Here is a 14,630-nt window from a genome sequence, read left to right on the forward strand (position 1 = left end):
CTGTACCCGGAGCCTGTCACCATGGCCTATGAATTCGACTTCGCCCCCGTGCTGGCCCAGGCCCCCCTATTGCTCAAGGGCGCCTGGTTCACCCTGCAGCTGACGGTGGTCGGCACCTTGCTGGGCGTGGCCATCGGCGTGCTCGGCGCGGGGGTTCGCGCCTGGCGTGTGCGCCCATTCGACATGCTGTTTGGCCTGTATGTGGAGCTGATCCGTAACACGCCCTTCATCGTCCAGCTGTTCTTCATCTTCTTCGGCCTGCCGGCGCTGGGCATTCGCCTGACCGAGTGGCAGGCAGCGGTGCTGGCTATGGTGATCAACCTGGGTGCCTACTCCACCGAGATCATCAGGGCGGGTATTCAGGCCATTCCCAAGGGCCAGCTGGAAGCTGCTGCAGCCCTGGCCATGAGCCGCTTCGAGGCGTTCCGTCATGTGGTGTTGCAGCCTGCCCTGGCCAAGGTATGGCCGGCACTGACGAGCCAGATCGTGATCGTCATGCTCGGCTCGGCGGTGTGTTCGCAAATCGCCACCGAGGAACTGTCGTTCGCCGCCAACTTCATCCAGTCGCGCAATTTCCGTGCATTTGAAACCTACCTGCTGACCACCGTGCTGTACCTGGTCATGGCCATCGCCTTGCGTCAATTGCTGGCATGGTTGGGGCAGCGCTTGCTGATGGGGAGACGCTGAATGGACTTCACCTTCTGGGACATCCTGCGCAACCTGCTGATCGGTCTGCAATGGACCTTGCTGTTGTCGCTGGTGGCCTTCTTCTTTGGTGGCCTGGCCGGGCTGCTGGTGCTGGTCGCACGCATTGCTCAATGGCCGTGGCTGCGTGGCCTGGCGCGGGGCTACATCGAGCTGTTTCAAGGCACGCCATTGCTGATGCAACTGTTCATGGTGTTTTTCGGCATTGCCTTGTTCGGCCTGGATGTGTCTGCCTGGATGGCGGCTGCCATTGCCCTGACCCTGTTCACCAGTGCGTTCCTTGCCGAGATCTGGCGCGGCTGTGTCGAGTCCATTCCAAACGGCCAGTGGGAGGCGTCCGGCAGCCTGGCACTGAGCCGCATGGAGCAGCTGCGCCATGTGATCCTGCCACAGGCGTTGCGCATTGCCGTAGCACCGACCGTGGGCTTTTCGGTGCAGGTGGTCAAAGGCACGGCGGTCACGTCGATCATCGGCTTCACCGAGTTGACCAAGACCGGCGGCATGCTGGCCAACGCCACCTTCGAGCCGTTCATGGTCTATGGGCTGGTCGCGCTGGGCTATTTCATCCTCTGTTACCCGCTCTCGCTGAGCGCCCGTTATCTGGAAAGGAGGCTGCATGCCCCTGCTTAGAGTGTCCGCGCTGCACAAATACTACGGCGACAACCATGTGCTCAAGGGCGTCGACCTGAGCATCGAAGAGGGCGAGGTGGTAGCGATCATCGGCCGCAGCGGCTCGGGCAAAAGTACCTTGTTGCGCACGCTCAATGGCCTGGAGTCGATCAGCGATGGCGTGATCGAGGTGGACGGTGAATACCTCGATGCCGGCCGCGCTGACCTGCGTTCCCTGCGTCAGAAAGTGGGCATGGTGTTCCAGCAGTTCAACCTGTTCCCGCACCTGAGCGTGGGCGAGAACGTGATGCTCGCGCCCCAGGTGGTGAAGAAGGCCAGCAGGGCCCAGGCGCGCCAACTGGCTGAACAGATGCTGGCGCGGGTGGGCCTGGCGGAAAAATTCGATGCCTACCCCGACCGGCTTTCCGGTGGCCAGCAACAGCGGGTGGCGATCGCGAGGGCGCTGGCCATGTCGCCCAAGGTGCTGCTGTGCGACGAGATCACCTCGGCGCTCGACCCCGAACTGGTCAACGAGGTGTTGGGCGTGGTGCGCCAGCTGGCCAGTGAAGGCATGACCCTGATCATGGTCACCCATGAGATGCGCTTTGCCCGCGAAGTGGGCGATAAACTGGTGTTCATGCACCATGGCAAGGTGCATGAAGTGGGTAACCCGCGTGAAGTCTTCGCGGCACCGAAAACGGCCGAACTGGCCAATTTCATAGGCTCAGTGGTATCGGCCTGAGCCTGTATCGGTCGGTGCAGCTCAGGCAGCCCGCTCCAGCGCATCGAGCAGGTCGACGAACTCCATCGCCAGTTTGTGCCGTGGCGCCAGGTGTACCAGAGGTACCGACGCCAGGTGCGACTCTCGCATCTTGATCGAGCTGCTCAAGTACACCGGCAGCACGGGCATGCCCTCGCTGCGCAGTTGGTCAACCAACCTCTGGTGCAACGCTGTGCGCCCGGCGAACTGGTTGACCACAACGCCTTCCACTTGCAGCGCCGGGTTGTGGTCCAGGCGCAGCTCCTCGACTTCGGCCATGACACTGTGCAGCGCCTGGCGCGAGAAGCTGTCGCAATCGAACGGGATCAACAGGCGCTCAGCTGCTACCAAAGCGCTGAAGGTATAGAAGTTGAGCGCAGGCGGGGTGTCGATGTAGATCCGTTCGTAGTCCTCGCCCAGCTCCACCAACAGCTTGCGCAGCTTGTTGATCTTGAACTTGCTTTCAAGCTTGCTCTGCAAGTCGCTGAGGTCTGGGCTGGCGGTCACCAGGTGCAGGTTGCGGTAGCGGGTTTCAGTGATGGCCACGCGGTGCTTTTTGCCGGCAGCGGTGACGGGCGACAGCGTCTGGCGAAAAAAGTCGGCGATGCCGGCGGGGATGGCGTCGTTGGTGAGGCCAGTGAGGTAGTAGGTGGCGTTGGCCTGCGGGTCGAGGTCCACCAGCAACGTGCGATAACCCTCGGCGGCACTGGCGGCGGCAAGGTTGCAGGCGATGCTTGACTTGCCCACGCCACCTTTCTGATTGAAAACCACACGACGCATTTAGACGCTCATCCATGAAGAAGGTAAATGTCAGGTTGGGGTCAATCCTATGACCAATACACGACAGTTTTATGACAATACTTGTTACATTCGGTCCAGATAACCCGCCCGTGGGGGGATTTGCTCAGCCGCCACTACCCGACCCACCGCTACTACCACCAGTACCACCACTGCCGCCGCTACCACTTTCCGAGCCCGAAGCCCCACCGGAGCCCCCTGAGCCATTGCTGCCCGAGCCCTTGGTAGTTCCATCTCCCCCGGTATTGTCAGTGTCATTGCTACCCGTTCCGCTGCCGGTGGCATCGGCAGGCACACCCGACCCCGTCGCACCGCCCTTGTCGCCTGCCATCGTGCCGGAGCCGGGGGGCGAGTTACCGTTGTCGTTCATGTCGGTCGCCGCCAGAGCGACGGATGTGCCGGCGCCCAGGCAAAGGGCGAGCAACAGCGCATGATGGGTAATCCGCTTCATGGGGATCTCCTGTTGGATTGATTACCCAATCTTCGGCTGGTTGGCCGGCTGCAAGGTGCCGTGCAACCGACGGATGGCCGCCAGTCAATGCCTGCCAGCTTCGCTGCACACCCTATTTCGTCCTTCGCGCTTGGCCCGGTATAACGCGCTATCCGCCTGGCTGAGCGCTGCACCCGGCTCGCGTTCCTGCTCGGCCTGCCAATGTGCCACCCCCAGTGAGATGGTCACCGCGCCTACCGGTTCTATCGCGGTGTCCTGCACCATCACGCGCAGCCGCTGCGCGACCGCCGTCGCGACCGCCTCACTGGCCCCAGGCAGCAGCATAAGGAACTCCTCCCCACCGGTCCGGCACAGCAGGTCACCTTCACGGCAACAGCCACGCATGATTGCCGCCAAGCGCTGCAGCACCTGGTCCCCGACATCATGCCCATGCCCATCATTGATCCGCTTGAAGTGGTCGATATCCAGCACGATGACTGAAAATGCGCGGCCTTCGGCCTCCAGCAGCGACAGCTTGAATTCCAGGCTGCGGCGGTTGCCCAGGCCGGTGAGCGGATCGGTCTGGGCATCGCGGTTGAGCCGGCCGATGCGCTCTTGCAGCAGATTCAGGCCGAACAGCATGGCCCGTTTGAGTTCGGCGACCTCGAATTACCAGGCGTGTACCCTGTGCAGCCGTTCGGCGGTGCCGGTGCGGTCCATGGTGCGGGCACCGGCGGCCAGTTGCCAAAGTGGCCTGGCGATGGTCAACGCCAGCCACCACAGCAGCAGGCTGCCCACCAGTGCCAGGGGGGCCGAGATGCCCATGACCGTGAGAATCAGATGACTCAACGGCGCCACCGTTTGCGCCAGCGGTTGTTGCGCGACCACGCCCCAACCGGTACTGGGCACTGTGGCGAAGCCCGCCAGCATGGCTACCCCTTGGCTGTTGATGACCTGCCGCGTGCCGTGCTGCAGTTCTTTCAGCTGGTCGATCAGGGTATTGCCCTCGACCACGCTGCCTACCCGTTCGGCATTGGGGTGATAGAGCAGGCGGCGGTTGCGATCGACTACATAGAGGTAGGAGCCGTCCTTGTAGAAATGCTTGCCCAGCAGGCTGTTGAGTATGTTGCGTTCGCGCAGGTAGAGGCTGCCGCCGACATAGCCCAGGTAGCGGCCGTTGGCATCGAAGATCGGCTGCGAAAGCGCCACCACCAGGTTGTTGGCCGCCGACAGGTAAGGCGTCGACACCAAGGGCCGGCGTTCGCGCAATGCCTCTTCAGTACCGGGCGTCTGTACCTTGCGGCCAAGGTAATGACGCAGCGCAGCGGGTGAAATCGCCCTCACGATACCTTCGGCATCGACCACGAAGGTGGAGTTGAAGGCCATGCTCTGGCGCAGCAACCGTGTGGTTTCTGCTTCCAGCGCCGCACCGTCGGCCAGTTGCCGCCCCTGCACACTGGCGCTGAATGACAGCTGTTGCAAGGCAGTCGCGATGAAGGTTTCGGTGATTGCCGCCAGCTTCGCCGCATATACCCGGTTGGCTTCCAGGGCGTTATCGATGAGCAACTGGCGCTGCACCCGGTAGCTGGCGAAGTAGCTGGCACAGAGCATCACCAGGGCGGTGAGTGTGCAAAGGATGAGGATCAGCGTGCGCAAGTCCAGGCGCAGTCCATGCTTGGCGTGTGGCAATCCAGACCTCACTGGCGCAAAAGAAATAACCTTACTCGTTATGGGATTGTACGGCTACGGGATGGATGTGGGGCTGTCGCAATCGGTCAGGAACCGGCGTTTTCCAATGCGTTCAGCTCGTCCTGCACCTGCTGCAGGCGCTGTTCGGCCAATGCCTGGGCCTTTTCATCGCGTGCTGTCTCGCGCATCAGCCGGGTAAGTTTCGCGCTCAGTTGCTGGCCGTCCTCGGTCTGCGCCAAGGCCTTGGCCTTTGCCGGGTCCCGAGTCACCTCGACGATAGTGGCGAACTCGGCGTCGCTGAAGTTCTTTTCGCTGTAGAGCTTGAACAGGTCCTGGCGCTGATCCTCGACCGTGAGGTGCTTGCGCAGCACGCTGCGGATTGTTTCTTCATCGAGTCGCGGGTGGCTACGGGTCAGCAGCAACGCCATACGGTCGATGTTGTGCTCATAGGCTTCCTGCAAGGGCAGGTTGGCCAGGATCTGCTCTTCGCGGGTCGGCTTCTGGTCGCATGCGGCGAGAGCGGCGGCGAACAGCAGCGGCAGCAACAACTTGGAGAGGCGGGGCATGGGCTGGCCTTGGGCGCGTTTGCGGCCGAGGATTATAGCGAGGTCGGGCCGGCCCTGCATTGCGCCGTCAGATGCTGTAGGGTAGAAACACGTTCCCCAAGCCATCGCATCAATCCCATGCCCGACTGGACCTTCCAATCACCCGGCCGTGACGCCATCGATGAAGTCGTTGCCTTCGTCGACAGTGCGCGACGCGAGCTGTTCCCCATGCTCGCCCATTCGCCTTTGCCCAAAGACCTGGCCCATTTCGAGGCGACCTACCTGGATGGCGACGGACACTTTCTGGAAGCCCGAGATCGTGGCACGTTGATCGCCGTCATTGGCTACCTGCCCTATGACCATCGCTTCCGCCAACTCGATTACCACGGCAAACGCGTCGTCGAAATCGTGCGCCTGTTCGTGCTCCCCGAATACCGCCGCAACGGCCTGGCCGCGGCACTGTTCCAGGCCTTGCGAGAGCACGCCGTCCGGGCAGGTATTGAATGTCTGTACCTGCACACCCATCCGTTTCTGGCGGGGGCGATCCGGTTCTGGGAGCGGCAGGGCTTCACGGTGATCAACGTAGAGGATGACCCGGTGTGGCGGACTACGCACATGCAACAGTGGCAGGCGGTTTAGGATCTTTCCTGCTTTGCAGTGACAAGGGTGGATGCCGGGAACGGCAAGGGCATCATCAATGCGGCGCACAAGGAGGATGAAACCACTCAGAGCCCGCCCGACAACGGCCACTCCACGGCCAGGCGGATCTGGTTGCCGTCCAGTTCGGCCTGCGCCGTATCCCCGCGGTGCACATTGTGCCTCAATGAAAACGCCGTGCCCTTGGCCTTGCCACTCTGCACCACATACCGCGCCTCAAGGTCTCTCTCCCAGTGCTTGCCACCCTTGCCATAGCCCAGGTACGCATACCCGCCGTTGGGGTCTACGTGCGTGCCATCGATATCGAACCCGCGCACATACAGTGCCGTCAGGTTCAACCCCGGCACCCCAAAAGCACCCATGTTCAGGTCATAGCGCGCTTGCCAGGACTTTTCGTTGGGTGCGTTGAAGTCAGACATCTGCACGGCGTTGGCAATGTAGATAGCGCCGCGGGTCACGTAGTCGAACGGCGTGTTGCCATCCACCTGCTGCCAGCCCAGGCTGAAAGCATGTGGGCCATGGCTATAGCGCGAAACCAGGCTCCAGGTGGTGTTGTCGATGCGCCCGGACAGCGCTTTGCCGGTGTCGGTGGTGCGGTACAGGTTGAGGTCCAGGCTCAGGCTGCGCCGGTCATCCAGCGCATGGGTGAGGGTGCTGCCCAGGTAATGCTGGTTCCAGGTGTCTTCATAGCGGGAGGTGTACAGGCTGGCGCCCAAGGCAGCACTGGGGTTCCACACCGCACCGGCAACGTCGAAGCTGTTGCCCTGGCGACCGTTGGAGTAATTCACGACGAAGCCCTGGTCATGGCTTGAAGCGTTGCGGTCGGTGCTTTCGTTGAAGTGGCCGGCAATCAGCTTGACCTTATCGATTTCATTGCTGGTGAGAAAGAACCCGGTGGCGGTTTCGGGTAGCAAACGGCTGTCGGAAGAGCTGAATACCGGCGTTTTCACCCGCTGCTCGCCATAAGACAGCACGGTGTTGGAGACGCGCAGCTTCAATGCCGCACCGCCCCGGCTGTATTCGTTCTTGGGGTGGCCCTGGTTGTCCACACCCAGTAAGCGGGCCTTGCCGGTTCGACCCCCACCGCTGTCGAGTTGTACACCAAGGTAGGCATGGGCATCGATGCCAACACCGATCAGGCCTTGGGTAAAACCGGACTGGAATGTACCCATCAAACCGTAGGCCCATTCCTCGGCCAGGCCATTGCGTTCGCTGCGGGGTTTGTAGGCATTACGGCCGGCACTGTTGCGCCCGCCATGCTTGTAATCACGCTGGTCGTAGACCGTGCGGTTGAGGATGCTCCAGCTGCTGTCTTCGACCAAGCCGTTGCTCTGCGACTGTGCGGATTCAGCCAGCGCCAAGGGCGCCAGGCCCAGTAGTGGCAGGGCAAGAAGCAAACGGTTCATTGGCCGGCCTCCAACTGCTGCAGTTGGGCTGCCAGGCGCGTACGTGCCCGCGCAGGCAAATCCGCTGGCAATTCGGTCAAGCCGGTATCGCCCACCTGGATCAGCATCACCATACCCATGGCCAGGTGTGGGATGCACTGGACTCCGTACACCCCTGGCACCGTAAAGGACTGCTCGAAGGGCTGGTTCAGCTTGCTCTTGAACGCCTCGGCACCTGCCGGCAGCAACCCGGGCAGGCTGGCCGCGTTGTGGCCGCTCTGGGTCGGCACGAAGCGTACCGTATCACCTGGTGCAATACGCAGGTGGTCGGGCTCGTAGACCATGGCACCGGCCGCCCCGCGGGTGAGCATCTTCACTTCGTGCACGTCGGCCAGCGCCGCGAAAGGTAGCAGAGCGTTGGCGATCAGCAGGACGGTAGTGCGCAACAGCATGCGGGAGCTTCCTGGTTCAGGGGGCGCGAAAGCGCAGGATGCGCGCGCCGTCGAAGGGGTCGGTGAGGTAGTGGGCATGGACGCCAAAGGTGCTCAGCAAACGCTCGGGGGTGAGTACCTCCAGCGGCTTGCCGAGGGCGACCAGACGGCCGTGTTCGAGCACCGCCACGCGGTCGCAGGTCAGCGCCTGGTTAAGGTCATGCAGGGCCACCAGGGTGGTCACCGGCAACGCCTGTACCTGTTGCAGCAGGCTCAACTGGTGCTGGATGTCGAGATGATTGGTTGGCTCATCGAGCAGCAGTACCTGCGGGCGCTGGGCCAGGGCGCGGGCAATGTGGACGCGCTGGCGTTCGCCACCGGACAGCGAACTCCAGATGCGAGTACGCAGGTGCGAGGCATCGAGGTCGGCCAGGGCCTGCTCGACGACCACGCGATCTTCCTGGGAAAACGGCGCCAGGGCGGACAACCAAGGTGTACGTCCTAGCGCCACGGCGTCGAACACGCTGATGGCGTCGAGGGTGTCGGCCTGTTGCTCGACCAGCGCCAAGGCCTGGGCGATGCGCCGACGCGGCAGGCGCGCAAGCGGCTCGCCGAGCAATTGCACACTGCCGCTATGCGGCGTGCGCAGCCCGGCCAGCAGTTTGAGCAGGGACGATTTGCCGGAGCCATTCGGGCCGACGATGCCGAGGGTTTCACCCGCGGCGACCGTCAGGTTGATATCGCGCAGCACGGGGTTGCCCGACAGTTGCAAACTCAAGCCTTGGCAGGCGAGCGGGGCGACCTTTGGGGGTGTCATGGCCGTCATGCGCGCCCCCTGCGGCTGACCAGGATCAACGCAAACACAGGTGCACCGATCAGCGCTGTGACCACGCCCACCGGAATCACCTGGCCGGGGATCAGCGTGCGGGAAAGCATGTCCGCGGCGATCAGGAACAGCGCTCCGCCCAGGGCACTGGCCGGCAGCAGGCGGCTGTGACCGGGGCCGAGCAACAGCCGCAGCGCATGGGGGATCACCAGCCCGACAAAACCGATGGCGCCGACGATCGACACCATCACCGCCGTCACCAGCGCTGCGCAGCTGATCAGCAGCAACTGGCTGCGCCGCACCGCGATGCCCAGCGACGCCGCCGAATCGGTGCCGAAGGTAAAAGCGTCGAGTGTGCGCCGGTGCCACAGGCACACCACCAGGCCGAACAGTGCCACTGGCAGCGCCAGCCATACTGACGGCCAGCGCACGCCACTGAGGTTGCCCAGCAGCCAGAACAGGATGCCGCGAGCCTGTTCGGCGGTGGCTGATTTGGTGATCAGAAACGCCGTCAGGGCGTTGAACAGTTGCGAGCCGGCAATCCCTGCCAGGATCACTTGGGCATTGTTGTTGCTCGGGCCGGCTGCGCGGGCCAGCACCAGGACCAGGGCGAAGGCCGCGACGGCGCCGACGAAGGCGCCGCCCGACATGCTCAGGGCAACGCTGCCCAGGCCCAGCAGGCCCACCAGCACGGCGCCGGTCGAAGCCCCGGCTGACAGGCCCAGCAAGTAGGGTTCGGCCAGCGGATTGCGCAGCAGCGCCTGCAGGATCACCCCGCAGGTCGCCAGCCCTGCGCCACAGGCTGCGGCGACCAGCGTGCGGGTCAGGCGGTAGTTCCAGACGATACCGGCGTCGATCGGGTCAACCGGGTAACCGGCCTGCCACAGGTGGTTGGCCAGTACCTGGTACACCACGCTGGGTGACACGGTGGTCTCGCCAATGGCAGTGCCGGCAAGCAGCGCGCCGAGCAAGGCAACCAGGGCCAGGGCACAGTAAGGCAGCATACGGTTCATCACGGTGCAGCTTTACCGCTGGCGAAGGCTGCCGACAGGGTCTGCAGGCCCTGGAACAGACGGATACCGGCCTGCATGGCATCGGCGTCGAGGATGATGATGCGGTTGTTCTTCACGGCATCCATGTGCTGGGTTACCGGGTCGTTGCGCAGGAATTCGAGCTTCTTCTGGTAGTCGTCGGCCGGAAAGCGGCGGCGATCCATGCGGGCGATGATCAGCCACGTAGGGTTGGCCTTGGCGATGGTTTCCCAGCCCACTGTGGGCCATTCTTCGGTGGACTCGACCACGTTGCGTACACCCAGGGTGCGCAGCATGAAGTCCGCCACGCCCTGGCGACCCGCAACATAAGGGTCGATGTCGAGGTCGGCGCTAGAGAACCAGAACAGTGCCGAGGTCTGGCTCAGGTCTTTGCCGGCCAGTTGTTGCCTGGCGCTGTCCAGGCGTGCCTTGAGGTCGCTGTTCAGTGCCGCGCCGCGGTCCTGGACGTCGAAGATTTCCGCCAGCTGGCTGACGCTCTTGTAGATGCTCTGGACCTGAAATGCCTGCAGTCGAGTGCCATCGGCCCCCACCAGGTTGTCCTTGCCTTCGCAGTCCGAGGGCAGCAGATAGGTGGGGATCTTCAGTTCGTTGAACTGCTCACGGGTCGCGACCACGCCCTGGGCGCCGACCATCCACTCAAACTGCACCGCCACAAGTTCGGGGCGCTTGCCCACTACCGCTTCGAAGCTCGGGTCATTGTCGGCCAGGCGCGGCACCTTGTCGTTCTGCGCCTTGTACTCGGGCAGGACGTTGTTGAACCACAGCGATGTGCCGGCCAGTTTGTCGCCCAACCCCAGCGCGTAGAGGATTTCGGTGCCGGCCTGGCCGATGGTCACTGCACGTTTTGGGGCGTGGGTGAAGGTTTGCGGCATGCCGCAGTTGTCCACAGTCAGCGGGTAGTGCGTGGCGGCGGCCTGTGCCGCACCGGTGAGGCTCAAGCCGACGAGCAGGGTGGCGAAACGGGACAGCATGCGGGGCGATCTCCTATCAGACAGTTCACGGAAGGAACGCACGGACAGGCATCGCCGAGCCCCTGCAGGCGACAGGGGCAACTCTGATGGCCAATCCCGGACACCCCGCCGGTTGGTGAATGTAAGCCGGCAGGTCTCCTGACTGGTGCGTCATCACCCGGCTCCAGCCTTCCCGGATCGGCTGATCCAGTGGCATCGATGGAGCGGGCTCGGCACTTACAGTTGCGGGGGCAGTTCCGTTTGGCGCGCCTGGGCGGCCTGGGATTCCCTATTATTTCCGTGGTGGAAACCGGCGGCCCGCATGGTAGACCATCAGGCAGCCGGTGAAAACGCTAAATCAGAAGTACTTCAGCCAGGTGATGTCGCGTCGGCGCGCCTTGAGCCTGGCAAACCAGCGCACCGGCAGGTACAGCGCCACGGCAAGCAGCACAGCACCCAGCCACACAGCGCCAATGCCGTCGAAACCGAAGTAGTCGCCGTGATTGCGGCCGAACAGGGCGACGCTGGCCAGGTACATCAGTTTCAGTACATAAAGGTGCAGCAGATAGAAGAACATCGGCGCCGCGCCGAACACCGCCAGAGCGCCGATCCAGCGGGCTTGCCCTGCGCGTTCAAAGGCGCGCAGCAACAGCAGGCCGCAGCCCAGGGTCAAGGCCAGGAACAACAGCGAAGGCGGGTACTTGGTGATGTTGAAGAAACTCATCACGGTCTGGGTAAGCGTCGGGTAGCCGCTCCACGGCGCTTCGCCGTAGCCATTGAGCATGCGCAGCGCCATGAAGCCGAGCAGGGCGATTAGCCCTGCCAGCAGCAGCCGATACTGACGCTGGCCGGCATCGCTGCCACGGGCGAACCAAGGGCCCAGGCCGTAGCCCAAGGCAATTACGCCGATCCACGGCAGTACCGGGTAGGAGGTGCGCAGGCGCAGGCTTTCAGAGAGTTCCAGCCAGCCACGGTCATGCAGGATCGCCCACGGCACATGCATCGCCGACTCCGTGCCAAAGTGCAGGCCGTCGAGCAGGTTGTGGCCGGCGATGATCACTGCGCCCAGCACAACCAGCACCGGGCGCGGCAGCCACACCAGCAGCGACAGGGCGATCATGCTGACCCCGATGGCCCAGATCACCTGCAGGTAGATGACGCTGGGCGGCAGCTGGAACGTCCAGGCGAAATTCACCAAGGTGAACTCCAGCACAACCAGGAACAGGCCGCGCTTGAACAGGAACGCCGAGACATCGCTGCGGCCCTGATACTTCTCGCCGTACAGCCAGGCTGACAGGCCAGTGAGCAGTACGAACACTGGTGCACACAGGTGGGCCAGGGTGCGGCTGAAGAACAGGGACGGGTCGGTGGCGTCGATGCTCATCGGGTCGCTGACCTGGCGGTGCAGGAAGAATGTCTCGCGCACGTGGTCAAGCAGCATGAACAGGATCACCAGGCCGCGCAGGGCATCGATGCTCTGCAGGCGCTGGGTGAGCTGGGTGGGGGTGGCGGCGGCACTTGTCATGGAGGGGTCGCAGGCAGGAATGGATGTCAAATGAAACGTTATCTTATAACAATTTCATTTGTGCCGGGTAGTGGTTTTTGTAGTGGCGATAAGGCCATTAGAGTCAGCTCAAATCAGAAGCTGTGATCCACTGTCGCGAAATACGACCGCGGCGTGCCCATGATCCATTGCGTGCCACTGAACGCCGAAGCCACATATTCCCGGTCAAACAGGTTGTTTATCTGCAGCCCCAGGCGCACATCCGGCAACAGCTGCCAGCCGATGTTGGCATCGACCACGGTATAGCCCGGCGCACGCTGAGTGTTGGCCGTATTGGCATAGCGGTCGTCCACGTACCGTGCGCCAATGCCGGCCTCCACTTGCTGACCGAAGCCCTTGGTCAGCCACAGGTTGGCAGTACGCCGTGGCACGTTGGACGGGCGATTGCCGGCGCGATCCTGTGTTACACCAGCCACCATTTCGTCGAACTCATCGTACTTTGCGCGCACCAGTGACGCATTGGCTGAGACCTGCCACTGCTGCGGCAAGGCCAGCTCAAGGCTCGCCTCCAGGCCATCGGAGGTTTGTTGCCCAGCCTGCTGTTTTTCATGGGTGATAGGGTCATCCACCAGCAGCTTTTTCTTGACGATGTGATAGGCCGCCAGCGTCCATTCACCACGGCCTTCCCAGAAGCGCTGCTTCAGGCCCAGCTCGGTCTGCTTGGACTCGGTGAGGTCGTAGTTCAGTTGCGCAGGATTGAGGCTGATCAGGTCGTTCACCCCGTCCTCGCTGGTGGAGTACTGGCCGTACAGCGATAGGTCGTCACTGACGGCGAACACCAGCCCTGCGCGCCAGTTGCCACCTTGCAGGCTACGGTCGCTGCGCGTGCCGTCGGTGAGGTTGTTGCGGTCAATGTGGTTCTGGTCGCGACGCACGCCGGTCACCAGCGACAGGCGATCGGTCAGCTGCAGGCGGTTTTCGGCGAACAGAGCGAAGGTGTGGGTCGTGGACAAGGTTTGCGGTCGCAGGGGCGAAGCACTGTGGAACCAGCCCGGGGCTGGTTGCCACGGGTCGATGTAGTCGCCGCCCACATCGTTGTACGGCGAGTTGCTGTCAACGTTGAAGCGCACCTTATTGTACTCGGCGCCAACCATCGTCCTGCTGGCAAGCCCGAACAACGCATGGTCGAAGGTGAACGTCTGGCGATCGCCTATCTGCTCCTGATCATGCTTGATCTGCAGGTAGCTCTGGCGCAGCAGCTGTTGGCGGTCGGCGTCCCAGCTGTAATCCTCGGCATTGCGCCAATGCCGGCGGCTCTTGATGTAGTACAGCTGGTTGCTGGCACTGAGCTGGTCACTGATAGCCCAGTCAGTGGTGAAGCGGGTCCATTCGTCATGGTAGCGCTGCACGTCATTCTGAATGTTGTAGTTCTTCTTGCGCAGGCTGCTGCGGTAGTGGCCGTCGATCAGCGGCGTACCGTAGTAATTGGCGGGCTCGGCGTCGCCGCGCTCGTGGGCCAGGGTAAAGCTCAGGTCGTCAGTGGCATCGAATTGCAGTGCGGCACTCAGGGCAAGGCTGCGCGAGTTGGTGCGGTCGACCCAGCCATTGCCAGCCTGCTGGTCAAGGGTCAGGCGGTAACTCAGGCGCTTGCTGAGGCTGCCACCGCTGTCCAGGCTCAGTTGCTGGCGATCCCAGGAGCCATAGCCAAGGCGCAGGTGGTTGTGAATGTCGCCGGTGAACGGCTTTTTCGGGATGACGTTGATCACCGCGCCGGTGGCGCCTTCACCATACAGTACCGAGGCCGGGCCCCGGATCACATCGATGCGCTCTACCATCCACGGGTCGACTGGAAAGGTCTGGGTGCCGGCCCCGGTATACAAGCGTGCGCCGTCGAACAGGGTCATCACTGAACCGTGCCCGGTAAAGCCGCGCGCCGAAAGGCCGGTGCCGCCATCGCCTGGGCTGCCGATGAAGGTGATGCCCGGCGAGCGGGTCACGGCCTCCTGCACGGTGAGGTTGTTGCGCTGCTGGATCTGTTCGGCGGTGATGCTCGTGGTGCTGGCCGGGGTTTCCAGGGCGCTGAGGTTCAGGCGTGAACCGGCCTGGGTCGGCGTGGCGAGGTCGACCTTTTGCTCAGCGCGGGTGTCGGTGATGGCTGTGGATGGCAGCGCCACCGCAGGGTTGTCGTGGTCATCGGCCAGGGCCGGCAGGGCGACGGCCAGGCAGGCTGCCAGAGGGTGAAGCTTGAAGAAACGGGACATGTCTTTCCACTGCTGCAGGAATGAATGG

The 14,630-nt window shown here is 63.0% G+C and carries 16 protein-coding genes and 1 riboswitch; of the genes, 4 read left to right on the forward strand and 12 right to left on the reverse strand.

Annotated features, from left to right (window positions below):
- Nucleotides 1-21: 21 nt before the first annotated feature.
- Genes ACW4TB_RS16925 through ACW4TB_RS16935 form a run of 3 tightly spaced genes read left to right on the forward strand, consistent with a single transcriptional unit; the run spans nucleotide 22 to nucleotide 2,056 of the window.
- Complete coding sequence (locus ACW4TB_RS16925; RefSeq protein ID WP_012313813.1) at nucleotides 22-687, forward strand: amino acid ABC transporter permease; 666 nt, start codon at nucleotides 22-24, stop codon at nucleotides 685-687.
- On the forward strand, nucleotides 688-1,335 hold the full coding sequence (locus ACW4TB_RS16930; protein WP_012313814.1) for an amino acid ABC transporter permease: 648 nt from the start codon (nucleotides 688-690) through the stop codon (nucleotides 1,333-1,335).
- Nucleotides 1,322-2,056 carry an amino acid ABC transporter ATP-binding protein gene (locus tag ACW4TB_RS16935; protein WP_012313815.1) on the forward strand — a complete coding sequence of 245 codons (735 nt, stop codon included), beginning with the start codon at nucleotides 1,322-1,324 and terminating at the stop codon, nucleotides 2,054-2,056. Before ACW4TB_RS16930 ends, ACW4TB_RS16935 begins: the two co-directional genes overlap by 14 nt.
- Before the next feature lie 21 nt (nucleotides 2,057-2,077).
- Here the strand turns inward: ACW4TB_RS16935 and ACW4TB_RS16940 are convergent, their stop codons facing one another.
- From ACW4TB_RS16940 to ACW4TB_RS16960, 5 genes are all read right to left on the reverse strand, one after another.
- Nucleotides 2,078-2,854 (reverse strand): ParA family protein, encoded by a 777-nt coding sequence (locus tag ACW4TB_RS16940; RefSeq protein WP_012313816.1) that lies wholly within the window; start codon nucleotides 2,852-2,854, stop codon nucleotides 2,078-2,080.
- Nucleotides 2,855-2,978: 124 nt separating this feature from the next.
- Complete coding sequence (locus ACW4TB_RS16945; RefSeq protein ID WP_012313817.1) at nucleotides 2,979-3,323, reverse strand: hypothetical protein; 345 nt, start codon at nucleotides 3,321-3,323, stop codon at nucleotides 2,979-2,981.
- An 84-nt stretch (nucleotides 3,324-3,407) separates the two neighbouring features.
- Complete coding sequence (locus ACW4TB_RS16950; RefSeq protein ID WP_455843025.1) at nucleotides 3,408-3,944, reverse strand: GGDEF domain-containing protein; 537 nt, start codon at nucleotides 3,942-3,944, stop codon at nucleotides 3,408-3,410.
- 27 nt (nucleotides 3,945-3,971) lie between these two features.
- Nucleotides 3,972-4,991 carry a cache domain-containing protein gene (locus ACW4TB_RS16955; RefSeq protein ID WP_455843026.1) on the reverse strand — a complete coding sequence of 340 codons (1,020 nt, stop codon included), beginning with the start codon at nucleotides 4,989-4,991 and terminating at the stop codon, nucleotides 3,972-3,974.
- A gap of 86 nt (nucleotides 4,992-5,077) precedes the next feature.
- On the reverse strand, nucleotides 5,078-5,557 hold the full coding sequence (locus ACW4TB_RS16960; protein WP_012313819.1) for a hypothetical protein: 480 nt from the start codon (nucleotides 5,555-5,557) through the stop codon (nucleotides 5,078-5,080).
- 117 nt (nucleotides 5,558-5,674) lie between these two features.
- Here ACW4TB_RS16960 and ACW4TB_RS16965 point away from each other — a divergent pair, with 117 nt between their 5' ends.
- Entirely contained in the window at nucleotides 5,675-6,175 is a 501-nt protein-coding gene (locus ACW4TB_RS16965) for a GNAT family N-acetyltransferase (protein ID WP_279928633.1), read from the forward strand.
- 86 nt (nucleotides 6,176-6,261) lie between these two features.
- Here the strand turns inward: ACW4TB_RS16965 and ACW4TB_RS16970 are convergent, their stop codons facing one another.
- The 7 genes from ACW4TB_RS16970 to ACW4TB_RS17000 form a co-directional block, all read right to left on the reverse strand.
- Nucleotides 6,262-7,599, reverse strand: a complete 1,338-nt coding sequence (locus ACW4TB_RS16970) for an OprD family porin (protein WP_279928635.1) — start codon at nucleotides 7,597-7,599, stop codon at nucleotides 6,262-6,264.
- Complete coding sequence (locus ACW4TB_RS16975; protein WP_012313822.1) at nucleotides 7,596-8,030, reverse strand: pseudoazurin; 435 nt, start codon at nucleotides 8,028-8,030, stop codon at nucleotides 7,596-7,598. The genes ACW4TB_RS16970 and ACW4TB_RS16975 overlap by 4 nt, the downstream gene beginning before the upstream one ends.
- Nucleotides 8,031-8,046: 16 nt before the next feature.
- Nucleotides 8,047-8,835, reverse strand: coding sequence for an ABC transporter ATP-binding protein (locus ACW4TB_RS16980; protein ID WP_279928638.1), 789 nt, complete (start codon nucleotides 8,833-8,835; stop codon nucleotides 8,047-8,049).
- Nucleotides 8,832-9,848: a FecCD family ABC transporter permease gene (locus tag ACW4TB_RS16985; protein ID WP_042111316.1), complete on the reverse strand. Its 1,017-nt coding sequence runs from the start codon at nucleotides 9,846-9,848 to the stop codon at nucleotides 8,832-8,834. The genes ACW4TB_RS16980 and ACW4TB_RS16985 overlap by 4 nt, the downstream gene beginning before the upstream one ends.
- On the reverse strand, nucleotides 9,848-10,858 hold the full coding sequence (locus ACW4TB_RS16990; protein WP_279928641.1) for an ABC transporter substrate-binding protein: 1,011 nt from the start codon (nucleotides 10,856-10,858) through the stop codon (nucleotides 9,848-9,850). Before ACW4TB_RS16990 ends, ACW4TB_RS16985 begins: the two co-directional genes overlap by 1 nt.
- 111 nt (nucleotides 10,859-10,969) lie before the next feature.
- Nucleotides 10,970-11,167: riboswitch (cobalamin riboswitch) on the reverse strand.
- 28 nt (nucleotides 11,168-11,195) lie between these two features.
- Nucleotides 11,196-12,362, reverse strand: coding sequence for a DUF1624 domain-containing protein (locus ACW4TB_RS16995; protein WP_012313826.1), 1,167 nt, complete (start codon nucleotides 12,360-12,362; stop codon nucleotides 11,196-11,198).
- A 113-nt stretch (nucleotides 12,363-12,475) separates the two neighbouring features.
- Complete coding sequence (locus ACW4TB_RS17000; protein WP_279928646.1) at nucleotides 12,476-14,602, reverse strand: TonB-dependent receptor; 2,127 nt, start codon at nucleotides 14,600-14,602, stop codon at nucleotides 12,476-12,478.
- Nucleotides 14,603-14,630 lie beyond the last annotated feature (28 nt).

Source organism: Lelliottia jeotgali (genome assembly GCF_977070485.1).